The following is a 22,788-nucleotide window of genomic DNA, read 5'->3' as shown; positions in this document are numbered from 1 at the left end:
TCCTCGCTGAACTCAGCCGCAGGAGTAGATCAAGAACGATGCCGATTGAGACCAATCACTGTATCGGGCGATCCATTCATTGGATCGTTCGGCCGGCTTTCGCCGGGTCCTGAGCCAATCCCCGCGCCAGCGCCGCAACGGTCGGCAGGAGCGGGTTGTCATTGTCCTCCCGGCTGACGAAGAACAGCTCCGCCGGCCTCTGCTTCGGCAGGTCGATCGGGCGCAGGACGACGCCGCTGAAACGCAGGTTCATCGCGGCCTGCGGCACCAGCGCGACGCCTACCCCGGAATGGACCATGGCGAGGATCGAGTGGATCTGAGCCAGATGCTGGACATAATTCGGCACGAGCCCTGCCCGCGAGAACAGCTCGACGAGCAGGTCGTGGAAGTAGCGCGCCTCGTACGGCGCGTACATGATGAAGGGCTCGGCCGCGAGGTCTTCGATCGCGATCGTCTCGGAGCGCGCCAGCGCGTGGTCGGCGTTGACGGCGGCAATCAAGGGCTCGGCCGTGACGCGAAAAGCGCTGAGTCCGTTGCGCGGTATCGGCGGGCGCAGCAGGCCGATGTCGATCTCGCCCGAATCCAGCCGCTTGAGCTGGTCGCCGCTGACCATTTCCTTCAGCGAGACCTCGACATCGGGCAGTTCGCGGCGGCAGGCGGCGACAAGCTCCGGCACGTAGGAATAGGCCGAGGTCGCGGTGAAGCCGATATTGATCGACCCGGCCTTGCCGTTCGCCACGCGCTTGGCGAGCAGCGCCGCGCTCTCGGCGAGCTTGAGCAGGTGGCGAGCCTCCGCGAGAAAGCTCTCACCCGCCGGGGTGAGCTTCACCGTCCGGTTGCTCCGCTCCAGCAGCACCACGTCGAGTACCCGCTCGAGGATCTGGATCTGACGGCTCAGCGGCGGCTGCGTCATGTTGAGACGCACCGCCGCCCGGCCGAAATGCAGCTCCTCGGCGACGGCGACGAAGCAGCGCAGCTGGCTCAACTCGAACATGTCCAGCCTCTCCGGCGGCGCCAGCCCGGTCCGGCAGAGGCGCGATGTCAGTTCTGGATGGTGATCCCGGCCTTGTCGATGATGCCCTTGAACTTGGCGATCTCGGTCTCGGCCTTCTTTCTGGCCTCCGCGCCGCTGGATGGCGTCGCTGCCGCGCCCAATTCCTCGAAGCGCGAGACCACCGCCGGGTCCTTCAGCACGGCCTGCATCTCGCCGGTGAGCCTGTCGCAGATCTCCTTCGGCGTGCCCTTCGGTGCGAGGAAGCCGTTCCAGGAGCTGATGTCGAAGCCCGGCAGCGTCTCGGCGAGCGTCGGCACCTCCGGCGCGATCTTGGCCCTTTCAAGGGTTGTGACGGCGAGCCCGCGCAGCGTGCCCGCCTTGTAGTGGGGATAGGGCGAGGTGAAGTTGTCGAAGGAGATCTTGACGTTGCCGGAGATCAGGTCCTGCACCAGCGCGCCGGAAGACCGATAGGTGACGTGCTGCATCGTCACGCCGGCCAGCTGCATGAACAGCTCGCCGGAGAGGTGGATCGAGGTGCCGATGCCGGAGGAGCCGAAATTCTCCCTGCCCGGATTGGCCTTCAGATAGGCGATGAGCTCGGCGACGTTCTGCGCCGGGATCGAGGGATGGATGCACAGGAAGTTCGGCTGCGACGAGGCCAGCGACAGGAACTCGAAATCCTCGAACGGCTTGAAGGGCAGCTTTTCCTTGTAGAGGTTCGGGTTGATCCCATGCGTCGAGGGCGTCGTCATGCCGATCGTATAGCCGTCGGGCGTGGCATGGGAGAGCGCGGCGACGCCGGTATTGCCGCCAGCACCGGCCCGGTTTTCGATGACGAAGGCCTTGCCGAGCCGCTGCGTCAGCTTCTCGCAGATGATGCGCCCGACGAGGTCAGTCGTGCCGCCGGCCCCGAACGGAATGATCACCGTCGCCGGCTTGGTCGGATAGGCCTGTCCGAAGCTGCCACGCGAAACCAGCGGCGCTACGACGGCGCCGCCTGCGAGGCTGAGAGCCGCGCGGCGCGTGATCGATCTGCTCATCATGTCCTCCCGAAGATCCCCGTCGCGACTTTTGTCGTCTGCTGGCGAGATTAGGCGGCCGCCAAGCTCCGGCAAGCTCTTTGCCGCTATCGTGCGATCCAAAAAAGACATCGTTCCATTGCCAATCTAACTCATCGACGCATCGTGCCTGACCTATCCTGCGGCGGACAAGGCAGCTTTCAGATTGCTTGCGCCCTCGCAATCCGGCCACCGGGCCGGGCTTGCGCCCCCAGGAGGAAATCATGATCCCACCCAGATTCCGCTTCGCAGCGTCCCTCAAGAAAAGCCTCGTTCTGGCAGCATTCGCCAGCGTAGCGCTGGCCGGCCCGCCCATCGCGGCCCAGAATTTCGAGCGCCCCGTCCGGCTCGTCGTGCCATTCGCGCCCGGCGGAACCTCCGACATTCTCGCCCGCCTGATCGCCCCCAAGCTCTCGGCCGCAATCGGCCAGTCCGTGGTGATCGAGAACAAGCCGGGCGCTGCCGGCAATCTCGGCGCCGACGCCGTCGCCAAGGCGCCGCCCGATGGCCACACCCTGCTGCTGATGGATGTCGGCTCGCTCGCGACCGCGCCGAGCCTGTTCTCCGACCTGACCTACGATCCCGTCAAGGATCTTGCACCGGTCTCGATGGTGATGTTCGGCCCCTATGTGCTGGCGGTGCATGAATCCATTCCGGCCAAGTCGGCGCAGGAGCTGATCGCCTACGCCAAAGCCAATCCAAACAAGCTCGCGGTCGCGAATTCCGGGGTCGGCGCGGCCAATCACATCACCGCGGTGCAGATGGCCAAGGAACTCGGCATCCAGTGGAAGAACGTGCCCTACAAAGGCGGTGCGGCAGCCTCGCGGGCCGTGGTCTCCGGCGAAAGCGGCGTCATCATCAACGGTTCGACCGCGACACTGCCCTTCGTCTCGAACAAGCAACTCGTCGGTCTCGCCGTCACCGGCGAGGAGCGCGTCGCGGGGCTTCCGACCTTCAAGGAAGTCGGCCTGCCTGGCGGCGACGCAGGCACCTGGCAGGGCATCCTGACCCGCGCCGGCACGCCGCCGGCGATGGTCGCGCGCCTCAACGCCGAGATCGGCAAGATCCTCGCGATGCCGGAGATCAAGGACAAGATCGCCGAGCAGGGCGGCGTCGTCCGCGCCGGCACCCCGGCCGAGTTCGCGAGCTGGCTGAGCGATGCGACCACGCGCTGGGGCGGCATCATCCGTGAAGCCGGCATCAAGGGCAGCTGAGCGGAGTTCGGCCGATGACGCGTTCCAGGATCGACTGGCAGGACCTGCTCTTCGGCCTGTTCCTCGCGGCGGTCGCAGCGGGCACGCTCATTGCGACCCGCAAGCTCGTCGTCGGCCACGCCGCCGATATGGGCGCGGGCTACATGCCTCGCGCCGTCGCGCTCGGCCTTCTGGGCTTCGGCCTGTTCTTCTGCGTGCGCGGCGTCAGGCGGGCGGCGGTCGCGATCGATGCCGTCCAGCTGCGTCCGCTGCTCGCCGTGCTCGGCGCGGTCGGCGTCTTCGTGCTGACCGCCGAGCGGCTGGGGCTTGCCGTCGCCGCGGTCGTCACCGTCATCCTGGCGAGCTTTGCAACCCGCGAGGGGCGTCTTCGCGAGAGCCTGCCCTTCGCGCTGGCCCTTTCGGCAGCGGCCGTCCTTCTCTTCGTCAAGGTGCTGGCGCTGCCCGTGCCTGTCTGGCCGCGCTGAAGGCTCAAGCTCCCGATGGAACTCTTCGACAACCTGCTGCTCGGGCTCTCGACCGCGCTCGAGCTGAACAATCTCGGCCTGTGCCTGCTCGGCGTCGTGATCGGCACAGCCATCGGCGTGCTGCCCGGCATCGGCCCGATCCCGACCGTCGCCCTGCTTTTGCCTTTCACCTTCGGCCTGTCGCCGCCCGGCGCCATGATCATGCTCGCCGGCATCTTCTACGGCGCGCAGTACGGCGGCTCGACCACCGCCATCCTCGTCAACGTGCCGGGCGAAACCTCCTCGGTCGTCACCTGCATCGACGGCCACGAGATGGCCAAGCAGGGCAAGGCCGGCACGGCCCTGGCGATCGCGGCGCTCGCCTCGTTCTTTGCCGGTACGGTGGCGACTGTCGTCATCGCCGTGATGAGCGTGCCGCTGTCGGTGCTGGCGCTGAAGTTCACGGCGGTCGAGTATTTCAGCCTACTCGTGCTCGGTCTGATCGCCGCCGTCGTCCTGGCGCATGGCTCGGTCGCCAAATCCCTGGCGATGGTGCTGCTCGGCCTTCTGCTCGGCCTCGTCGGGGTCGATGTCAGCTCGGGCGCGGCGCGCATGACGTTCGGGGTCGCCGAACTCTCCGACGGGCTCGACTTCGTTCCGGTCGCCATGGGCCTGTTTGGCCTCGGAGAGATCATCGCCAATCTGGAGCGCCCGGCGGAACGGCGCGTCGTGAGCCAATCGATCCGCAGCCTGATTCCGAGCCGGGCCGATCTGCGGGCGGCCTTTCCAGCCATGGTCCGCGGTACGGCGCTCGGCTCGGTGCTTGGCGTCCTGCCGGGTGGTGGGGCGGCGCTGCCGCCCTTCTCCTCCTATGCGCTCGAGAAGAAGCTGGCGAAGGACCCCTCCCGCTTCGGCAAGGGCGCGATCGAGGGCGTCGCCGGCCCGGAAGCAGCCAACAATGCCGGCGCCCAGACCAGCTTCATCCCGCTGCTGACGCTCGGCATCCCGGCAAACGCGCTGATGGCGCTGATGATCGGCGCGCTGATGATGCAGGGCATCCAGCCCGGCCCGCAGATCTTGACCGAGCAGCCGAAGCTGGTCTGGGGCGTGATCGCCTCGATGTGGGTCGGCAATCTGATGCTGCTGGTGATCAACCTGCCCTTGGTCGGGCTGTGGATCTCGATGCTGAAGATCCCCTATCGCCTGCTCTTCCCGGCGGTCGTTCTGTTCTGCTGCATCGGCACCTATGGCGTCGCCAACAGCCTGTTCAATGTCTGGCTGATGCTGGGCTGCGCGGCCATCGGCTACTTCTTCATCAAGGTCGGCGTCGAGCCGGCTCCGCTGCTGCTGGGGCTGGTGCTCGGTCCGCAGCTCGAGGAGAACTTCCGCCGCGCTATGCTGCTGTCCGAGGGGGATTTCTCGGTCTTCCTGCAGCGCCCGATCAGCGCGGTGCTGCTGGGCATCGTCGCAGTCATGCTGCTTGCAATGCTGTCGCCGACGATCATGCGAAACCGGAAGGCCGCTCTCATAGAAGAGACCTGAAATTCCGGCGGCCTAGACAAAAAAGTAACGACCAACGCCTGCATAGCGCCAATTGCGCCTCTTGGAGCCAATATTCGCCATTTCCTGACCTTAGACCGCTGCCGGAAAGCGGACGTTGGGCTGCGCGCCCGGACGATGCTCATCGAGCTTTTACCGGAGACCAAGGCGCCTATTACAGATTCGGGCCTGCCACCCTCGTTCAAGAATAACTGAGGCGCTGAGGTTCGGGCTGCTTTCAGAAGCGATTGGAAGATCCTGACCAACGCGCTTACGAACTCGACGAGGACAAGAGGTCGGGGACCCGGCGCTTCGAGGGACTCGTCAAGCTCGACGAGACGGCTCTTGACGCACCTGACTGCTCGGTCGTGCTACTTGTATCGCGCGAAGGGTATCCAGTTCCATGGGCTGGGGTTGGTCCGCACGGCTAGAGGCTCTCGGAAAACGACGTCCGACGGTTTTGTCCCGCTTAGCCGAGCTTCTCCTTCGCGTTCAGAACCTGACGGCAAGGTTCGCCTTGAAGGCATGGTCCTGTGTGTCCTGCGCGAGCTGGGCGGTATAGGCTAGGCTGAGCGTGGCGCTTGGGCTGATCGAAAGCCCGAGTCCGGCCTCGAGGAGGGCGGCGTTCCTGGCGATCGGCAAGCCTGAGATGCTGAACGGGTTGCTGCCGGTGAAGGCAAGCGTCGTCTTCGGATCGACATCGCCGAAGGCATGGCGCCAGCCGAGGCCGCCGCGCAGCGTCAGATCCGCGCCAGCGAGGCGGGTCGTCGTCGCGGCGCGCAGGCCGAGCGTGGCATAGCCGAGGCCGGTGTCGTCGCTGCCGGAAGAGAGCGCCGCGGCACCGCCGCGCTCGGTGAATCCGTCGCTGCGCAGGACGACATAGGCGAGGCCGGCGAAAGGCTCGAACGCGACCTGGCCAAACTCGATGCGATAGCCGAGCTCGCCGAAGGCCTGTGCCGTGCCGGCATCGTAACCGGCGCGCAAGGTGTCGCCGAGCCCGGCCGCTACGATGCCGCGCCGGGTCGAGAGGTCGTGCCAGGTGTAGCTCAGGCCGGTGCGCAGGCTGAGCGCGCCGAACTGGCCGCCGCCATAGAGGCCGAGATGGTAGTTGTCGCTCTCGCCCGAGGAGAGCCGGCGGTTCACGTCGAACTGGGTCCGGCTGTAGCCGGCGACGACGCCGAGGCGCAGGTTCTCCAACACCGCTGCATCAGCACCGACCAGCAGGCCGCCGGTCGAACGGGAGAGGCTCGCGGCATTGCCGTCGCTGCTTGTGCGGCCCCAGGAGCCGTAGCCCTGGCCCCAGACAGCGAAGCGCTCGGCCGCGGGGAGCCTGGGCATCGCTCCCTGGATGCGCGGCGCGAGATCGGCGGTGAAGCCATAGCTCAGCGTCGCCATCGGGCTCGAGCCGACCGTGCCGAAAGCCGAGCGCAGACGGTCGTTGACCGCTGCGCGCAGCAGCCAGCTCTCGTCGACCAGCACGGCGCGGGCCGAGGCATGGATCTCGCCGGAGAGCTGCCCGAGAGCCCTCCGCGCGGCATCGAGGCTCGCCTGGTTGTAGACACCGGTCTGGGCGGCATTGCCGGTCGGCAGGCTGTCGACCGCCTGGCCGACCGCCTGCTCGTTGCCGGTCCCGCCGATACCGCCGGCAGTGTTGGTCTGGACCACTGTCAGATAGGCGTTCGTCGCGTCGGTGCTGTTGCGCAGGCTGAGGATCGGGCCGATCGCGATATCGGCGCCATAGCTGCCGCTGAGCCCGGTCGAGGTCAGGATGGTGTAGCGCTGGCCGGCGACATAGGCGGCGCCGGTATAGTTGATCACCAAGACCGCCGCGCCATTGGCCAGCATCGCGTTGCCGTGGACCTGGATGCGATCGGAGGTGACCGTCCCCGGATCGACCTCAACCTCGTAGACCGTGCCGGCATTCTGGACATAGGCACCGTTGACGGTGAGCGTGCCGATCGAGTTGCCCGGCGCGATCGTGCCGCCATTCGCCACGAAGTTGCCGGTGATGGTGCCTGTGCCTTGCAGGCGCCCGCCCAGGCGAAGATCGACCAGGCCTCCGAGCTTGCCGTCGATACCAAGCGTTCCGCCCGACACAACGGTCGTGCCCGAGAATCCCGAGCTGTCGCCCGAGAGATGCGTCACTCCAGCAAGATGATCGATCCTACCGAGACCATTGATCGGCAGCGTGAAATCGTAATTGCCGCCGGTATGGTTGAACACCAGCCGGCCATTGCCGCTGCCGAAGCCGAGGCCGCCAGCTTGCAGCACTCCCGCTGCCATAGCCGCTTCCGTTGAAGCCGCACCGATGTTGAGCGTGCCGGTCGAGCCGGCATTGGCCGCCACGACGACGCTCTGAGCCGAGACCAGGCCGCCGGCGGTGATGGTCAATGTCCCGGCGCCGGCTTCGCCGACGGCGATACGCCGGCTATTTGCCCAGGTTGAGTTCTGGCCAATTACCACCACCGAACCGATCGATCCGCCGAGAGAGCCGATCGTCGCCCAGTTATTCTGCACGCGCCCGCCGGCGCTGACGGTTAACGCTCCGCGGCCTGCAAAGCCGACCAGAAGGTCCTCGTTCATCACGGACCAGACCGAGCCGGCGCCGGATACGGTGGCGCTGCCCGATCCGGAGGCGACGCCGCCAATATAGCTGCGTCCGCTTTCGACGCGGCCGCCATTCGCAATGGTCAGTGCTCCGCTGCCGAGATTACCGATAATAAGGATGCTGCTGTTGGCCCAAATCGCGTTCGCACCGGTCACAGTCGCCGTGCCGCGCGAGCCGGCGAGGTCGCCGATTGCGCTGCCCGTGCCGCCGCTCTCGACCCTGCCGCCATCCGCGATTGTCAGCGTTCCCGTGCCGCTCTCGCCGACCGCTATGCCGAGAGAGTTAGCCCAGAGCGACCCAGCGCCTGTTACGGTCACGGTGCCGGTGGAGTCCGCAAAATAGCCGAGAAGGCCGTAGGTGTTCCGAACCTGGCCGCCATTCATAACGGCCAACACGCCCTGGCCGGCGGTGCCTATGTAAAGATCGCCGCTATTGGCCCAGAGCGAGCCGGCGCCGGTCACCGCCGCGACGCCATGGGAGCCGGAGTTGTAGCCGATGAAGCCGAGGACGTTCCGAACCTGGCCTCCATTGGCTACGGTCAACTCGCCCCGGCCGGCGATGCCGACGAGCAGGTCGTTGCTGTTGGACCATAACGAGTTCGAGCCGGTCACGATCGCAATACCATGCGAGGCGCCGCCGAAGCCGATATAGCCGTTGATGTCCCCAACCTGGCCGCCAGCCTCGACCTGGAGCGTGCCCGCACTCGTCGCGCCAACAACCAGGGTCCCGTTGATCAGCCAAGGCGAGGGCTGGCCGCTCGGCACGGTGACCGCTAAACCGCCGTCGATGAAGGCATCCTGCGCCGCCCCAGGGATCGTTCCGGCGCCGAGGCTCAGCACGATCGGCGAGGCGAGCGCGAGCAAGCCTCGCGCCGACAGGCTGCGCGCAACCCCAAGGACAGGCGAGCCCGCCGGCGCGATAGGGGCGGACGCGCTGCGAAAGACGCGCTGCATGAAAGTGCTCATCGATCCTCCGGACATCCGCAACTCGCCGCTGTCGGGAGAGGCGAAACCCAGGGCAGTTTAAGGTTTGAAATCCGGGCTACTTGACGCTACGTCCGCTATCTTTTGATATTCCGTTCTGGGGCCAATGTGTTGCGAATCCGCAACGGCGCGTGAGAGTGCAGGCGATGACGGACGACCATCAGCCTGCAGGCAGCTCCCCCAATGCGAACGGCAGCGGGCGTGCGGCCGAGCCGGTTCTCGGCGGGCCGCAGGTTGCCATCGTGCTGCCGCCGACAGCCGACGGGGCGTCCTTCAAGGCTTGGCAGCACCACCTGACTTTCGCCTGCAGCGCCGAACTCGTCTCAGCCAGTGATGCCCCGGCGTTCCACGCCTCGACCAGCCTCTACATGCTCGACCGCTTCATCCTCAGCGAGTCGACGAGTTCGCATGCCAACCACCTCGTCCGCACGGCCAAGGATGCGGCGCGCACCGGCGTCGATCACGTCAACATCTCGCTGCATCTCGAAGGCACCTATGAGGGCTCCTGCGGCAGCCGCGCCTTCCTTGCCAAGCCCGGCGATGTCAGCTTCATCGATTTCGGCCTGCCCTTCGACTTCGAGACCTCGCCCTACCGCACCATGGCGCTCACGGTGCCGCGCAGTGCCATGCCCGAAGCCCTCCGCGCGCGGGCGGTCCATGGCCTCGTACCGGATATGAAGCTGCCGGCCACACGCCTGCTGTCGCAACTGATGCGCGACGTTTACGCGGCTCTGCCGGGCCTCACCTTGGCGCAGGGCATTGCTGCTGCCGCAGCCATCGTCGAACTGGCGATTGCGGCCTCACAAGGTGGCCATGGCGCGCGCGAAGAGCCGACGCCCGCCGATCTCGACCTGTTCAGCCGGGCTCAGGCGCATGTCGAGCGCTCGCTGGGCGACTTCGGACTGACCGTCGGTTCGCTGATGAAGACGTTGGAGGCGACACGCGGCGCGCTCTACGCTGTCTTCGGTGAGCATGGCGGCGTGCAGGCCTATATCCGCGAACGCCGGCTGCAGCGCTGCTACGAGGTCATCAATGGCGACGACCGTGCCGGCGAGACGCTGAGCGCCATCGCCTTTTCCTTCGGTTTCCGCAGCGAGGCGCATTTCAGCCGCGCATTCAAAGAGCGCTTCGGCATGGCGCCGCGCGAACTGCGGGCCGTCGCGCGCCAGCGCGGCGTTGACATGCTTCCGCCTAAAACGGTCGGCGTCGCCCCGGACCGCGTCCAGAAGCTGGGGCGTTAATGACGGGTTCGCTCAGCTATTGCCGCTATCAAAGCTTGATGCTTCCAATCGGACCTGGAGCGCCCTGCACCAAGTTCGGTCAGCCGAGCGCTCTAATGAACTACTCGATACAGACATTCCAGACGTTCACGATAGGTCAGAACAGCATGCCTTGCTGCCGTGAAGCGCCATAAGCGGAAGCTGACGCACCACCCGAAGGCGGAATTTGCGGAAAGCCACTTTTGTAATGGACACATCTCATCGATTGGCCGCGATAAAGGGATGTTTGGGGAAGCTAGCCGTCCCGTTTCAACCTCATGCGGTAGACGAAATGCTCGGCCGGATGCCAGTTCATGGAGGTCAGCATCGTCGAGCCGCTGTCATCGATATAGCGCCTGACGAAGCGCAGGGAGGGGGCGCCGGTCCGCAAGCCAAGCGCCCGCGCCGCAAAACGTGGCAGCGGCTCCGCCGAGATCTCCTGGACGACTTCGGCGATGCGCTCGCCTGAGCGACGCTCGATGAGGTCGTAGACCGGCCCTTCAGCCGAAGCGACGTCGTGAAGGTGCTCGGCGAAGCGCAGGTGCACGAAGACGGCGGTCGCGCAGATCGGCTCGGCCGAATGTGGCCGCCAGCGTATGCCTTCCAGACGCATCCAGGTCGAATCGACCGGCGCAGGGATGAGCAGGGCGACATCGGCGGTGATCGCGACACGCTCGAGCCGCTGGATCTCGTATTGCGTGTCGTGAGCGTATTGCGTCAGCTCTTCCAGCGAGCGCATGGCCTGGACATAGCGGGTGGTCGGGGCGCCCGCTGCGATCAGGGTTCCCGAGCCGCGCCGCCGCGACACCATCCCCAGCTCGCCGAGTACCCGAAGGGCGTCGCGAATCGTGTGCCGGCTCACATCGAAGCGCGCACAAAGTTCGCTTTCGGTCGGGAGCATCGAGCCGACGGCGAACATCCCCGCCTCGATCTCCGCCTGCAGGGTCTGAGCGATCCGCTGATAAAGCGGCGAGCCGGCGGCGTCCAAAGCCGTGCCATGCTCCTTCGACGGCACTTTCACCGCCCCGTCCATGCTGTCCCGATCCATCGCGATCCCTGATAATTTATCCGGACTAATCTAGATCATCCAGCGTGTCTACTCCAGAGCGAAAATCTCGCCGGCAGCACAGGTGTTTTGACAAGTGCGGTAAGGAAAATCTGCCGATACGTATGATTTTAGGGCCATGCTCGGTTGCGTGGTGACTCGGCTCCACTCATCCGGCCGGTGTGTCACGTGGCGGACTGTTGCGTCGCAGCATCGATTTAATGCTGCGCAGCATATCCAGGTGGTTGACTGCCCAGGCATATCATTGAAAGTTGTCCGGACATATCAGCAGCCCCGCGAGCCGCCATGCGTGACGCCGTCAAAACTCTAGCTCAGCAACGCTACCGCGAGACGTTCGGTCGCTACTATGAAGAGTTTGCGATCGGCGACCTCTACGAGCACAGGCCGGGCCGCACCATCAGCGAGACGGACAACACCTGGTTCTCGCTGCTGACGATGAATACCCATCCGCTGCATTTCGACCGCGAATACGCGGCGCATTCGGAATTCGGGCAGCTCCTCGTCGCCAGCCCGCTGACCTTGTCGATCGTCGTCGGCATGAGCGTCTCCGACGTCTCGCAAAAAGCCAAAGCCAATCTCGGCTGGAAGGAAATCCGCCTGACCGCACCCGTGTTCTGCGGCGACACGCTCTATGCCGAGACCGAAGTACTCGAAAAACGTGAATCGGCGAGCCGGCCAGGCGACGGCATCGTCACGGTGAAGACGACCGGCCGTAATCAGGACGGCAAGGCCGTCTGCGACTTCGTCCGCTCGATGCTGGTCCCGAAGCGTGGCCACGGCGTCGACGACGCAGCCAATTATTGAGCCGGCCGATGCGCAACGCCCCGCTCCCTGCCGACGAAGAACAGGCGCTCTTCGACACGATCGATCGCTGGCTGGACACGAAGGTCAGGCCGGTGGTGCGCCGGCACGATCATGACGACATCTATCCCGTAGAGATCGTCGAGCAGATGAAGGAGCTCGGGCTGTTCGGCGCGACGATCGGCCAGGAATATGGCGGGCTCGGCCTGCCGGCGACGACCTATGCCAAGATCGTCATGCGCATTTCTGATGTCTGGATGGCGATCACCGGCATCTTCAATTCGCATCTGATCATGGCTGCCGCGGTCGAGCGCTTCGGCACGCCCGAGCAGAAGGCGGAATGGTTGCCGCGCTTCGCCAGTGGCGAGATCCGTGGCGGCCTTGCCCTGACCGAGCCGGATTGCGGCACCGACCTCCAGGCAATCCGGACGACAGCGCGACGCCACGACGGCCGCTACATCATCAACGGCACCAAGACCTGGATCTCGAACGGCATCGAAGGGTCCTGCTTCGCGCTGCTGGTCAAGACCGACCCGGCAGCCGAGCCGCGCCACAAGGGCATGAGCCTCTTCCTCGCGCCGAAGAAGACGGGCTTTCGTGTCGGCAAGAAGATCGAGAAGCTAGGCTACAAATGCATCGACTCGGCGGAACTCGTCTTCGACGACTACGAGCTCGACGGCAGCCATCTGATCGGCGGCGTCGAAGGCCAGGGCTTCCAGCAGGCGACCGGCGGACTCGAGCTCGGACGCATCAACGTCGCCGCTCGTGGCGTCGGCCTCGCCGAAGGTGCCCTACGGCTGGCGACGGAGTACGCGCAGCTACGCCGAACCTTCGGCAAGCCGATCGCCGAGCACCAGGCGATCCAGCTCAAGCTCGGCGAGATGGTCACCCGGGCCCGCGCCGCGCGGTTGCTCACCCTCGATGCCGCCCAGGCCTATGACCGCGGCGAGCGCTGCGACATGGAGGCAGGCATGGCGAAGTACTTCGCCTCCGAGGCCGCCGTCGAGAACAGCCTCGAGAGCATGCGCATCCACGGCGGCTACTCCTATTCGAAGGAGTTCGACGTCGAGCGCTACTTCCGCGATGCGCCCCTGATGTGCATCGGCGAAGGCACCAACGAGATGCAGCGCATCATCATTTCCAAGCAATGGATCAAGAGGAGTTCAGCCGCATGAGCCCGCTCGCCGGCCTGCGCGTCCTAACGCTGGAGCAATTCGGAGCCGGGCCCTATGGCTCGATGACGCTCGCCGATCTCGGCGCCGAGGTGATCAAGATCGAGAGCCCGACGCTGGGCGGCGACGCCTCGCGCCATGTCGGCCCGCATATGCTCGGCCAGGACGACAGCCAGTACTTCCAGACCTTCAACCTCAACAAGAAGAGCGTTTCTCTCGACCTGAAGACACCGCTCGGCGCCGAGGCTTTCCGCCGGCTCGTCGCCACTGCCGACGCGGTCGTCAATAATCTGCGCGGCGACCAGCCCGACAAGCTCGGCCTGACCTATGACGCCCTCAAGGCGGTCAACCCCCGCATCGTCTGCCTGCACATCTCGGCCTATGGCCGCGACAATGAGCGGCGCGGCTGGCCGGGCTACGACTATCTGATGCAGGCCGAAGCTGGCATCATGAGCGTCACCGGCGAGCCCGACGGCGCGCCGACCAGGCTTGGCCTGTCGATGATCGACTTCATGACCGGCATCACCGGTGCGGTCGGCCTGCTCGCTGCGATCCTGCGTGCGCGAACCAGCGGCATCGGCGCCGATGTCGATACCTGCCTGTTCGACGTCGCGCTGCACCAGCTCTCCTATCCGGCGACCTGGTATCTGAACGAGGGCGACGTACCGGCGCGGATGGCCCGCAGCGCCCATCTCTCGGCCGTGCCGGTGCAGACCTTCGAGACGGCCGATGGCTGGCTCTTCATCATGTGCATGACCGACAAGTTCTTCACCGCGCTGGTCGGTGCCATGAACCGGCCGGATCTGGCGAACGACGAGCGCTTCTCGGCCATGAAGGCAAGGCGAGCCAATCGCGGCCTGCTGACCCAGGAGCTCGACGCCGAATTCGCCAAGGCAGGCACGCGGGAATGGCTGTCGCGCCTCAACGGCCTGCTGCCGGTGGCGCCGGTTTTCGACATACCGCAGGCCTTCGCCAACCCCTTCGTCGAACGCACCGGCATGGTCGCGCAGGTCCCCCATCCACAGCGCCCGGATCTGCGCTGCCTGGCCAGCCCGTTGCGGATCAATGGCGAGCGACCGAAGGCCAGCGCCTGCAGCGCGCTCGGAGCGGACACCGAAAGCGTGCTTCGCGAGATCGGGCTAGGCGCCGAAGAGATCGCGTCATTGCGCGCCGGCGCAGCAGCCTAGGCCGCGGCAATGAAGCTCGAAGACCTCCGTGTCGTCGATCTCTCGGTCTTCCTGCCGGGGCCCTATCTGACGATGACGCTCGCCGACCATGGCGCGCGCGTGCTGAAGATCGAGCCCCCGGGTGGCGATCCCGGCCGCGAGATCGGCCCGCGCGTCGACGGCGAGACCGTATTCTTCCGCAACACGAACCGCGGCAAGGAGAGCCTCGTCATCGACCTCAAGGACCCGGTCGGACGCGAAAGACTGCTGAAACTCTGCGACGAGGCCGATGTCGTGGTCGAAACCTTCCGCCCCGGCGTCGTGCGGCGGCTCGGCGTCGACTACGAGACCGTCAGCGCCCGCAATCCCGGCATCGTCTACTGCTCGATCAGCGCATTCGGCCAGGATGGCCCCTATCGCGATCGACCGGCGCATGACCTCGCTGTCGAAGCGCTTGGCGGGGCGATCTCGATCAACGAGGGGCAGGACGGCACCCCCGCCATTCCCGGCATCCCCGCGGCCGACATGCTGAGCTCGCTGCAGGCCCTGTCCGGCGTGCTGATGGCGCTGCTTCGGCGCGAACGTACCGGGCGCGGCGACTATCTCGACATGTCGATGCACGACGCCGTGCTCGCCGCCTATCCCAATGTCGTCGGCCCGGTCTTCGCCCATGGCCGGGATCCCGTGCCGAAGCACGAACGCAGCATGGGCGGCTCGGCCTTCTACCGGATCTACGCGACAGCCGATGGACGTCACATTGTGCTCGGCGGCCAGGAGGCGAAATTCGTCCGAAACCTGCTCTCCGCGCTGGAACGCCCGGATCTCGCCGTGCTCTGCGAAGCCGGCCCCGGGCCGCATCAGGCTCCGGCCATCACCTTCCTGTCCGAAACATTCGTGCGCCGCAGCCAGGCTGAATGGGTCGAATGGTTCGCGGGGCGCGACATCTGCTTCGCACCGGTCAAGCGCATCAGCGAGGCGTTCGACGATCCGCACGCGCAGCATCGCGGCATGGTGCTGGGTGGCGGCGCGACGCGTCAGATCGGGCCGGCGATCAAATTCCGGCACGAGCCGGCGCGTCCGCGGCTGAGCGTGCCGCGGCTGGCCGCCGAAGCTGCAGAAGGCAATGAGGTGGGAGCATGAGCTTCGAAGCGGGAGGCTATGGCGAGATCGGCATCGGCTGGGGCAAGCGCCCAGCGGTGATCGTGGTCGACTTCCAGCTCGCGTTTACCGATCCGGCCTACGCGCTGGGCCAGTCGGCACATATCCATGCAGCGGTCGACCGGACCGCCGCCCTTCTGGCATTCGCCCGGGCCAACAGCGTGCCCGTTGCCTCCTGCCGCACCGCCTGGTGCGGCGAGAAGGACATGATCCTGTGGAAGGCGACCGGCGTGCGCGACGGCATGTTCCATGGCGACAGGCCGACGCAGATGGATCCGCGCGTCTTCGACCCGGCCTATGACGTCAACTTCGTCAAAGCCGGGCCGTCGATCTTCTTCGGCACGCCACTGGTCTCCTATCTGATCAAGGCGCAGGTCGACACGGTGATCGTCACCGGCTGCACGACCAGCGGCTGCGTGCGCGCCTCGATCATCGACTGCTTCTCCTACGGCTTCCGGACGATCGTCCCCGAGGACTGCGTCGGCGACATGGGCATCGAGGCGCACCGCGCCAACCTGCTCGATGTCGGCCGCCGCTATGCCGATGTGGTCGATGCCGAGGCCTGCCTCTCCGAAATCCGCAAGCTCACGGCGTCCTGACGCCGGCCTATCGACGAGGAAAACCCATGCCGATCGCCCATATCAACGGCCACGACATGTATTACGAGATCCACGGCAAGGGTGAACCCGTCCTCCTCATGGGGGGATGGGGCACGTTCTGTCACGGTGAGCATCATCACCTGCCCTGGGGCCTGACCGATCGCTACTCCGTCGTGATCTTCGATCATCGTGGCATCGGCGATTCCGGCGACGAGCTCGACAGGCCGGCAACGACCCGGATGTATGCCGACGACGCGATCGGCCTGCTCGCACATCTGGAGATACCGAACGCGCATGTGATCGGCCTGATCGGGATGGGCGCCTGCATCGCGCAGGAGATGGCGATCAGCCATCCGCAGCTCGTCCGCTCGATGGTCAACACCGGCGCCTGGCTGAAGACCGACCGATTCCTGACCGACCAGCTCGAGCTGTTCCGGATCGTTCATCGCGACATGGGCTTCCTGCCCTTCCAGCATGCGGTGACGGTGCTGTCCTTCGAGCCGGAATACTACAACCGGCAAATCGACCGGCTGCTCGGCATCGACGGCGTCTGGGGCCATCTCAACGGGCGCTACCCTGCCCATTCGCGCCTGATCGACGCCTGCATCGCCCATGACACGACCGCGCGCGCCGGCCAGATCAAGGCGCCGACCTTCGTCCTGCATGCCGGCCTCGACCAGGTCACCGGCCCCAGGACGACGCAGCCGATCCAGGACGCGATTCCCGGCGCGGAAGGCTACCTGCTCGCCGAAGCCGCCCATGTCATCGCCGGCAAGGCGATGAAGGCGCGCTTCTCCGAGCTGCTCTTCGATTTCCTGGGGAAGCACTGAGCCTGCCGGCCCCGGCCGTCTCCGGGAAAACAACAAGATCGAGGGAGAATGCCATGTCCATCACCCGCCGCCATGCGGTCGCCGCCATCGCCTCCACGCTCGCGCTCGGCTCCACGGCCAGTGCGCAGGAGAAGTCGATCACCATCCGCTTCCCGTTCGAATACGCGGCCGATGTCGCGCCGGGGCTTGCCAACCAGGCCTTCAAGAAGCTGGTGGAAGAGCGCTCGAAGGGGCGCATCAAGGTCCAGCTCTATCCGAATGGCAGCCTGCTGAAGGGACTGGACCTGCTTCAGGGCGTTGTCCGCGGCGACGCCGAAATGACCACGCTGGTCTCCGCCTACTGGGTCGGCGTTTCGCCGAAGCTCAGCGTCTTCGACCTGCCCTACGCTTTCCCGACCCACGAAGCCTTCTACAAGGCGATGGACGACCGCGACTTCCAGAAGGAGGTCTTCGACGAACTCGAGGGCAAGGGCGTCAAGGTGCTCGGCATGCTGCCCTATGATTACGTGGTTCCCGGCTCCCGCAAGGGACCAATCGTCAAGCCCGAGGACTTCAAGGGCCTGAAGCTGCGTGCCGTCGGCAAGACCAACGCCGCCGCCCTTTCCGCCATCGGAGCCACCGCAGTCGCGATCAACATCACCGAGGTTGCGACTTCCATCCAGCAGGGCGTCATCGATGGGTTGAACACTCCGCTCGATGCCTTCCTCAGCTACCGCTTCCACGAAGCGATCAAGAACATCACCTACGCCAGGTATTTCTTCGCATTCTATCCCTGGACGGTGAACAGCAAGTTCTGGGAGGGGCTCTCCGAGGCCGATCGCAAGTTGATCGGCGACGCCGCGGCCGAGACCATTTCGGGACACAAGATTCGGGCGCGCGAAGCGGCCAACAATGCCAAGGCCGAGCTCGCCCAGAAGGGCGTCAAGTTCCACGAGCAGACCGCCGACGAGGCCAAGGCCTGGGCCAAGGGGATGTCGCCGATCTGGGAAGCCAGCGAGAAACAGTTCGGCAAGCCGCTTATCGACAAGATGCGAACCTTCGGCGGCTGACCGGGCCAGTGGGAGGACGCCATGTTGCGCTGGTTCAACAGGTTGGACGAATGGCTCGCGGGACTGGCGCTGTTCGCCTGCTTCGCCGTCGTCTGTTTCGAGATGGGCGGACGGTCGCTTTTCAACACCTCCCACCTTTGGTCCGAGGAGCTCTCGCGCTACCTCATCATCGTCTCGACCTATTTCGGTGCGGCTGCTGCCGTCCGCACCGATGATCACATCCGCGTCGAGCTGCTGATCGATCTGTTGCCCGCCCCGTTGCGGCGGGCTCTGGAAGTGCTGGTCTCCCTGCTCTGCGCGCTCTTCACCGGCGTGGTCGGCTATTTCGGCTACCGCTGGGTCGAAGGCAGTGCCGCGCTCGGCCTCTCCTCGGCCGACAGCTCGCTGGTGATCCCGATCTACGTCTTCCAGGCAGTGGTGCCGGTCGGCTTCGCCATCATGACCCTGCGCTTCCTCGCAAGGGCCGTTCGCGCGAGCCGCGACCGACCGATGCCGCTTGGCGCTCAGCCCGAAACCGTTGGTGCCCAATGACGCTGTTCATCGTCTGCACGTTGTTCATCCTGCTTGCGATAGGCGTGCCCGTCGCCTTTGCCCTCGGCCTCGTGGGACTCGGAGCGGTGGCGATTTTCCAAGGGACCTCCTTCACCCAGCTCGCGCAATCGCAGTTCGCCAATCTCGACAGTTTCGTGCTGCTCGCGATCCCGTTCTTCGTGCTCGCCGGCAACATCATGGTGAAGGGGCATCTGGCGGCCTATCTCTACGGCTTCATGCGGGCCCTGACCCGCCCGATCACCGGCGGCCCCGCGGTCGGGGCAGTGCTCGCATCAGCCATCTTCGGTGCAATGAGCGGGTCGTCCGCCGCAGCGGCGGCGGCACTTGGCCGCGTCACGATCCCCGAGCTCGACCGGCTCGGCTTTCCGCGCAGCTTCTCGGCCGGCGTCATGGCGGCGGGCGGCACGCTCAGCATCCTGATCCCGCCCAGCATCGTCTTCGTCATCTACGGAGCAATCGCCCAGGTTTCGGTGGCGGAACTTTTCACAGCCGGCATCGTGCCCGGCATTTTCCTCGCCTTCCTGATCGGCCTCGTCGCCTTCGTGCTATGCCTTCGCAATGGCTGGAGCCGGGCCGAACGCTTCTCTCCGACCGAGATACTGCAGACCGGCGTCAAGGCGTTGCCGGCGCTGGTCATGCCGGGGATCGTGCTCGGCGGCATCTATGGCGGCATCTTCACGCCGACGGAGGCGGCCGCAGTCTCGGCCCTCTACGGCCTGGTCGCCGGCCTCCTGATCTACCGCAGCATGTCCCTTGCCGACCTTCCCGCTCTGTTCGTCGACAGCGCGCGCATGACGGCGACGATCTTGATCATCCTCGCCGGTGCGATCTTCATCGGCATGCTGTCGACCCTCGCAGGCATACCCCAGGCGATCGTCGGAGCCGTCGAGGCACTCAACCTCTCAGCGTGGCAGTTCCTGCTGATCATCAACATCATCCTGCTCATTCTTGGCTGCTTCCTCGACGGCATCACGATCCTCACGGTCATCATGCCGATGCTGCTGCCGAGCCTGCGCTTGCTCGATATCAACCTGATCCATTTCGCGATCATCCTTTGCATCAACATCGAGATCGCCTCGATCACCCCGCCGGTCGGGATGAACCTGTTCGTCATCGGCAGCATCTCGCGCACTCCGCTCGAGACCGTCGTACGCGGCGTCCTGCCCTTCATCCTGATCCTGACTCTCGCTCTCCTGCTCATCACCTATCTGCCGGCGCTCTTCCTGCTCGGCTGAAAACGGAGGACCTCCATGCATCCCGAATACATCGAAGCCTTCACCCGCAAGGTCGGCATCGACCCCCGTACGACCGCGCTGGTCCCGGTCGACCTGCAATATGCCTCGGGCAGCCGCGAGCACGGGCTCGGCGCCCTGCTGGCGAGCCAGGGCAAGCTCGACGAGGCCAGCTACCGCTTCGACCGGATCGAGAAGCTCGTGATCCCGAACACGAAGCGCCTGCTCGATGCCTGGCGCGGGCTCGGCGCCCGGGTGATCTACGTAACCCTCGGCTGCGAGCTGCCGGACTATGCGGATGCGGCACCGAGCACCCGCGCCTTCTTCACCGCGACGAAGAACACAATCGGCAACCGCGAGCACGAGATCGTCGACGAGATCAAGCCGCTGCCGGGCGAACTCGTCATCAACAAGCGCACCCAGGGCGCCTTCGCTTCCTCGGGCATCGAATCCGCCCTGCGCGGCCTGGGCATCGAGACGATCGTCGTCACCGGCGTCTCCACCAACAATTGCGTCGAGACGACCGCCCGCGAGGCTTCCGACCGCGGCTTTGGCGTGGTGATGGTCTCCGATGCGACCGGCACCTGCAGCGACGAGATGCAGAACGCGACACTCAAAGGCTTTTCGCGGCTCTGGGGCCGGGTCGCGGCGACCGACGAGGTCATCGCCGAACTGCGCGCCGGACGCGCCCTCGGTGTCGCGGCCGAATAGGCCGCGGCATCCGCAGTTGCAAGAAATCAGGAGTCCATGATGAGCAATGCCAGCGCCAGAGCGACCGGCCGATCGGGCCCGCTGTCCGATATCCGGGTGATCGAGATGGGGCAGCTTCTTGCCGGCCCGTTCTGCGGTCAGCTCATGGCCGATTTCGGGGCCGAGGTGATCAAGATCGAGCAGCCTGGCATCGGCGATCCGATGCGCGAATGGGGCCGCGAGAAGCCCCAGGGCGTATCGCTGTGGTGGCCGGTCGTCGCCCGCAACAAGAAGTCGATCGAGCTCAATGCGCGCGGCGCCGAGGGCCAGCAGATCGTGCGGGACCTCGTGGCCAGATCGGACATCCTGATCGAGAATTTTCGGCCCGGCACGATGGAGAAATGGGGGCTCGGCTATGAGGAGCTCGCCAAGATCAACCCCAGGCTGATCATGATCCGCGTTTCCGGCTACGGGCAGACCGGCCCCTATGCCGGCAAGGCCGGCTATGGCTCGATCGGCGAAGCGATGGGCGGTCTGCGCTATGTCGTGGGCGATCCCTTGGCTCCGCCGAGCCGGATGGGCATCTCGATTGGCGATACGCTGGCGGCGACCTTCGCCTGCATTGGCGGGCTGATGGCCCTGCATGCCCGCGACCGGCTCGGCCGCGGTCAGGTCGTCGACAGCGCGATCTACGAAGCGGTGCTGGCGGTGATGGAGAGCCTCGTCACCGAATACGACCAGACCGGTTATGTCCGCGAGCGGACGGGTGCGATCCTGCCCTTTGTCGCGCCCTCGAACGTCTACCCGACCAAGGACGGCATCTTTGTCCTCATCGCCGCCAATCAGGACGGTGTCTTCCGCCGCCTGACCGAGGCGATGGGCCGTCCGGAACTGGGCACCGACGCACGCTTCGCCACCCATACGGCGCGGGGCGAGCGGCAGGCCGAACTCGATGCGCTGATCGCCGAATGGACGGGCGGCCTCGGGCGTGAGGAACTCGGCGAGAAGCTCGACGCGGCAGGCGTCCCGCGTGGCGACATCTACCGCGCTCCTGAAATGCTGGCCGACGCGCATTTCCAGGCCCGCAAGGCCATCGTTGACGTGCTCCATCCGCGGCTCGGCAAGCTGCGCATGCAGAACGTCGCGCCCAAGCTCTCGGCGACGCCGGGAGAGGTCCGCGATGTCGGTCCCGAACTCGGCCAGCACAATGCCGAGGTCTTCGGGGATCTGCTCGGCCTGGACGAGGGACGGCTGGCGGCACTGCGCGAGAGCGGCGTCATCGGTGCAGCGCTCGCGCGCGTGGCCTGAGATGACATACGGCAAGCTGCCGGCGCGAGTCGCGATCGTCGAAGTCTCGCCGCGCGACGGGCTGCAGAACGAAGCGCGGCCGGTGTCCACCACCGACAAGCTCGCCCTCATCGCCCGGCTGGTCGACGCGGGCGCACGCCGGATCGAGGCGACGAGCTTCGTCAACCCAACGCGCGTGCCGCAGATGGCCGACGCCGAGGCGATCATGGCCGCCCTCAAGGACCGCCATGAGGGGGTCAGCTTCTCAGGTCTCGTGCTCAACGCGCGTGGCGCCGAGCGAGCGATCGCTTCCGGCTGCCACGAGCTGACCTATGTCGTCGTGGCGAGCGAGACCTTCAGCATGCGCAATCAGGGGCGCGGCATTGCCGCTGCCCTCGACGGCTGGCGTCAGATCGAGCCATTGGCGCGGGCTGCCGACCGGCGCCGGAACGTCCTCGTGGCAGCGGCGTTCGGATGCCCGTTCGAAGGACGGGTCGCGGAAGCGGCGGTCATCGAAATCGTCGCCAGGATCGCCGAGATCGGCGCCGACGAGATCGGCCTCGCCGACACGATCGGGGTCGGGACACCCGGGCAGGTGGGCGATCTGTTCGCTGTCGCACATGCCCTGTTAGGCGAGCTGCCGCTTCGCGCGCATTTCCACGACACCCGCAACACCGGCATCGCCAATGCCGTTGCCGCGATCGGCGCCGGCGCCAGCATCCTGGATTCCAGTTGCGGCGGCATCGGCGGATGCCCGTTTGCGCCGCGCGCGACCGGAAACATCGCGACCGAGGATCTCGTCTACCTGCTCGACGGCATGGGTGTCGCTTCAGGCATTGACGGGCGTGCACTCGCAGCGCTCGATCCCTGGCTCGCGGAGTTGCTGGGCCATGCCGTTCCCGGCTCGCTGGGCAAGGCCGGCTGGTTCGGCTAATTCGCAATGCTTACCCGAACGGCCAATTTGGCCGGTCCCGGCAAAGTTCCACCTAGCGTGGGGACCTCGCCACGAAACTGACGCTTCAGCCCGCCTTCACGCCAGCTTCGCCCGCTCACACCAGCGCTCGAGCTGCTTGCAACCGGACGTTGCC

At 65.8% G+C, this 22,788-nt stretch carries 20 protein-coding genes; 16 read left to right on the top strand and 4 right to left on the bottom strand.

Annotated elements, in window-relative coordinates; translation table 11 throughout:
* Positions 1-76 precede the first annotated feature (76 nt).
* Together ASE66_RS14740 and ASE66_RS14735 are read right to left on the bottom strand one after the other, a co-directional pair.
* Positions 77-994: a LysR substrate-binding domain-containing protein gene (locus ASE66_RS14740; protein ID WP_057190463.1), complete on the bottom strand. Its 918-nt coding sequence runs from the start codon at positions 992-994 to the stop codon at positions 77-79.
* A gap of 47 nt (positions 995-1,041) precedes the next feature.
* Complete coding sequence (locus tag ASE66_RS14735) at positions 1,042-2,034, bottom strand: Bug family tripartite tricarboxylate transporter substrate binding protein (protein WP_162262489.1); 993 nt, start codon at positions 2,032-2,034, stop codon at positions 1,042-1,044.
* 242 nt (positions 2,035-2,276) lie between these two features.
* On the opposite strand from ASE66_RS14735, the gene ASE66_RS14730 reads away from it, so the two are divergent.
* The 3 genes from ASE66_RS14730 to ASE66_RS14720 are packed head-to-tail and all read left to right on the top strand — an operon-like array spanning position 2,277 to position 5,251.
* On the top strand, positions 2,277-3,266 hold the full coding sequence (locus tag ASE66_RS14730; RefSeq protein WP_057190461.1) for a Bug family tripartite tricarboxylate transporter substrate binding protein: 990 nt from the start codon (positions 2,277-2,279) through the stop codon (positions 3,264-3,266).
* Between the two features lie 14 nt (positions 3,267-3,280).
* Positions 3,281-3,730 carry a tripartite tricarboxylate transporter TctB family protein gene (locus ASE66_RS14725; protein ID WP_057190460.1) on the top strand — a complete coding sequence of 150 codons (450 nt, stop codon included), beginning with the start codon at positions 3,281-3,283 and terminating at the stop codon, positions 3,728-3,730.
* 15 nt (positions 3,731-3,745) lie between these two features.
* Positions 3,746-5,251 (top strand): tripartite tricarboxylate transporter permease, encoded by a 1,506-nt coding sequence (locus ASE66_RS14720; RefSeq protein WP_057190459.1) that lies wholly within the window; start codon positions 3,746-3,748, stop codon positions 5,249-5,251.
* A gap of 489 nt (positions 5,252-5,740) precedes the next feature.
* Here the strand turns inward: ASE66_RS14720 and ASE66_RS14715 are convergent, their stop codons facing one another.
* Complete coding sequence (locus tag ASE66_RS14715) at positions 5,741-8,821, bottom strand: autotransporter domain-containing protein (protein WP_057190458.1); 3,081 nt, start codon at positions 8,819-8,821, stop codon at positions 5,741-5,743.
* A 164-nt stretch (positions 8,822-8,985) separates the two neighbouring features.
* Here ASE66_RS14715 and ASE66_RS14710 point away from each other — a divergent pair, with 164 nt between their 5' ends.
* Positions 8,986-10,080 carry a helix-turn-helix domain-containing protein gene (locus ASE66_RS14710; protein ID WP_057190457.1) on the top strand — a complete coding sequence of 365 codons (1,095 nt, stop codon included), beginning with the start codon at positions 8,986-8,988 and terminating at the stop codon, positions 10,078-10,080.
* A gap of 274 nt (positions 10,081-10,354) precedes the next feature.
* Here ASE66_RS14710 and ASE66_RS14705 read toward each other — a convergent pair whose 3' ends face one another.
* Positions 10,355-11,146: a GntR family transcriptional regulator gene (locus tag ASE66_RS14705; RefSeq protein WP_057190456.1), complete on the bottom strand. Its 792-nt coding sequence runs from the start codon at positions 11,144-11,146 to the stop codon at positions 10,355-10,357.
* A gap of 303 nt (positions 11,147-11,449) precedes the next feature.
* Here ASE66_RS14705 and ASE66_RS14700 point away from each other — a divergent pair, with 303 nt between their 5' ends.
* Genes ASE66_RS14700 through ASE66_RS14645 form a run of 12 tightly spaced genes read left to right on the top strand, consistent with a single transcriptional unit; the run spans position 11,450 to position 22,634 of the window.
* Positions 11,450-11,968 carry a MaoC family dehydratase gene (locus ASE66_RS14700; RefSeq protein ID WP_057190455.1) on the top strand — a complete coding sequence of 173 codons (519 nt, stop codon included), beginning with the start codon at positions 11,450-11,452 and terminating at the stop codon, positions 11,966-11,968.
* 8 nt (positions 11,969-11,976) lie between these two features.
* On the top strand, positions 11,977-13,140 hold the full coding sequence (locus ASE66_RS14695; RefSeq protein WP_057190454.1) for an acyl-CoA dehydrogenase family protein: 1,164 nt from the start codon (positions 11,977-11,979) through the stop codon (positions 13,138-13,140).
* Positions 13,137-14,324: a CaiB/BaiF CoA transferase family protein gene (locus ASE66_RS14690; RefSeq protein WP_057190453.1), complete on the top strand. Its 1,188-nt coding sequence runs from the start codon at positions 13,137-13,139 to the stop codon at positions 14,322-14,324. Before ASE66_RS14695 ends, ASE66_RS14690 begins: the two co-directional genes overlap by 4 nt.
* A gap of 9 nt (positions 14,325-14,333) precedes the next feature.
* Positions 14,334-15,443 carry a CaiB/BaiF CoA transferase family protein gene (locus tag ASE66_RS14685; protein WP_057190451.1) on the top strand — a complete coding sequence of 370 codons (1,110 nt, stop codon included), beginning with the start codon at positions 14,334-14,336 and terminating at the stop codon, positions 15,441-15,443.
* Entirely contained in the window at positions 15,440-16,060 is a 621-nt protein-coding gene (locus ASE66_RS14680) for an isochorismatase family protein (RefSeq protein ID WP_057190449.1), read from the top strand. The genes ASE66_RS14685 and ASE66_RS14680 overlap by 4 nt, the downstream gene beginning before the upstream one ends.
* Before the next feature lie 26 nt (positions 16,061-16,086).
* Positions 16,087-16,890 (top strand): alpha/beta fold hydrolase, encoded by an 804-nt coding sequence (locus ASE66_RS14675; protein WP_057190448.1) that lies wholly within the window; start codon positions 16,087-16,089, stop codon positions 16,888-16,890.
* 53 nt (positions 16,891-16,943) lie between these two features.
* The gene (locus tag ASE66_RS14670) at positions 16,944-17,939 is read left to right on the top strand and encodes a TRAP transporter substrate-binding protein (protein WP_057190446.1); all 996 of its coding nucleotides are present in this window, start codon (positions 16,944-16,946) and stop codon (positions 17,937-17,939) included.
* A gap of 21 nt (positions 17,940-17,960) precedes the next feature.
* A complete protein-coding gene (locus ASE66_RS14665; protein ID WP_057190444.1) occupies positions 17,961-18,470 on the top strand; it encodes a TRAP transporter small permease in 510 nt (169 codons plus the stop codon).
* Complete coding sequence (locus ASE66_RS14660) at positions 18,467-19,726, top strand: TRAP transporter large permease (protein ID WP_057190442.1); 1,260 nt, start codon at positions 18,467-18,469, stop codon at positions 19,724-19,726. The genes ASE66_RS14665 and ASE66_RS14660 overlap by 4 nt, the downstream gene beginning before the upstream one ends.
* Positions 19,727-19,741: 15 nt before the next feature.
* Positions 19,742-20,434 carry a cysteine hydrolase family protein gene (locus ASE66_RS14655; protein ID WP_057190439.1) on the top strand — a complete coding sequence of 231 codons (693 nt, stop codon included), beginning with the start codon at positions 19,742-19,744 and terminating at the stop codon, positions 20,432-20,434.
* Between the two features lie 39 nt (positions 20,435-20,473).
* Positions 20,474-21,721, top strand: a complete 1,248-nt coding sequence (locus ASE66_RS14650) for a CaiB/BaiF CoA transferase family protein (protein WP_057190437.1) — start codon at positions 20,474-20,476, stop codon at positions 21,719-21,721.
* A 1-nt stretch (position 21,722) separates the two neighbouring features.
* A complete protein-coding gene (locus ASE66_RS14645) occupies positions 21,723-22,634 on the top strand; it encodes a hydroxymethylglutaryl-CoA lyase (RefSeq protein ID WP_057190560.1) in 912 nt (303 codons plus the stop codon).
* Positions 22,635-22,788 lie beyond the last annotated feature (154 nt).

This window comes from Allobosea sp. Root483D1 (assembly GCF_001429505.1).
Classification (GTDB): domain Bacteria; phylum Pseudomonadota; class Alphaproteobacteria; order Rhizobiales; family Beijerinckiaceae; genus Allobosea.
Note: the sequence above shows the minus strand (reverse complement) of the source record. Positions and strands in the feature narration are given on the sequence as shown.

Coding starts and splice junctions, on each gene's coding strand:
- ASE66_RS14715 (WP_057190458.1), bottom strand. CDS start 8,821: ATGAGCACTTTCATGCAGCGCGTCTTTCGCAGCGCGTCCGCCCCTATC.
- ASE66_RS14730 (WP_057190461.1), top strand. CDS start 2,277: ATGATCCCACCCAGATTCCGCTTCGCAGCGTCCCTCAAGAAAAGCCTC.
- ASE66_RS14675 (WP_057190448.1), top strand. CDS start 16,087: ATGCCGATCGCCCATATCAACGGCCACGACATGTATTACGAGATCCAC.
- ASE66_RS14695 (WP_057190454.1), top strand. CDS start 11,977: ATGCGCAACGCCCCGCTCCCTGCCGACGAAGAACAGGCGCTCTTCGAC.
- ASE66_RS14740 (WP_057190463.1), bottom strand. CDS start 994: ATGTTCGAGTTGAGCCAGCTGCGCTGCTTCGTCGCCGTCGCCGAGGAG.
- ASE66_RS14705 (WP_057190456.1), bottom strand. CDS start 11,146: ATGGATCGGGACAGCATGGACGGGGCGGTGAAAGTGCCGTCGAAGGAG.
- ASE66_RS14670 (WP_057190446.1), top strand. CDS start 16,944: ATGTCCATCACCCGCCGCCATGCGGTCGCCGCCATCGCCTCCACGCTC.
- ASE66_RS14680 (WP_057190449.1), top strand. CDS start 15,440: ATGAGCTTCGAAGCGGGAGGCTATGGCGAGATCGGCATCGGCTGGGGC.
- ASE66_RS14735 (WP_162262489.1), bottom strand. CDS start 2,034: ATGAGCAGATCGATCACGCGCCGCGCGGCTCTCAGCCTCGCAGGCGGC.
- ASE66_RS14685 (WP_057190451.1), top strand. CDS start 14,334: ATGAAGCTCGAAGACCTCCGTGTCGTCGATCTCTCGGTCTTCCTGCCG.
- ASE66_RS14650 (WP_057190437.1), top strand. CDS start 20,474: ATGAGCAATGCCAGCGCCAGAGCGACCGGCCGATCGGGCCCGCTGTCC.
- ASE66_RS14660 (WP_057190442.1), top strand. CDS start 18,467: ATGACGCTGTTCATCGTCTGCACGTTGTTCATCCTGCTTGCGATAGGC.
- ASE66_RS14645 (WP_057190560.1), top strand. CDS start 21,723: ATGACATACGGCAAGCTGCCGGCGCGAGTCGCGATCGTCGAAGTCTCG.
- ASE66_RS14725 (WP_057190460.1), top strand. CDS start 3,281: ATGACGCGTTCCAGGATCGACTGGCAGGACCTGCTCTTCGGCCTGTTC.
- ASE66_RS14720 (WP_057190459.1), top strand. CDS start 3,746: ATGGAACTCTTCGACAACCTGCTGCTCGGGCTCTCGACCGCGCTCGAG.
- ASE66_RS14690 (WP_057190453.1), top strand. CDS start 13,137: ATGAGCCCGCTCGCCGGCCTGCGCGTCCTAACGCTGGAGCAATTCGGA.
- ASE66_RS14655 (WP_057190439.1), top strand. CDS start 19,742: ATGCATCCCGAATACATCGAAGCCTTCACCCGCAAGGTCGGCATCGAC.
- ASE66_RS14665 (WP_057190444.1), top strand. CDS start 17,961: ATGTTGCGCTGGTTCAACAGGTTGGACGAATGGCTCGCGGGACTGGCG.
- ASE66_RS14710 (WP_057190457.1), top strand. CDS start 8,986: ATGACGGACGACCATCAGCCTGCAGGCAGCTCCCCCAATGCGAACGGC.
- ASE66_RS14700 (WP_057190455.1), top strand. CDS start 11,450: ATGCGTGACGCCGTCAAAACTCTAGCTCAGCAACGCTACCGCGAGACG.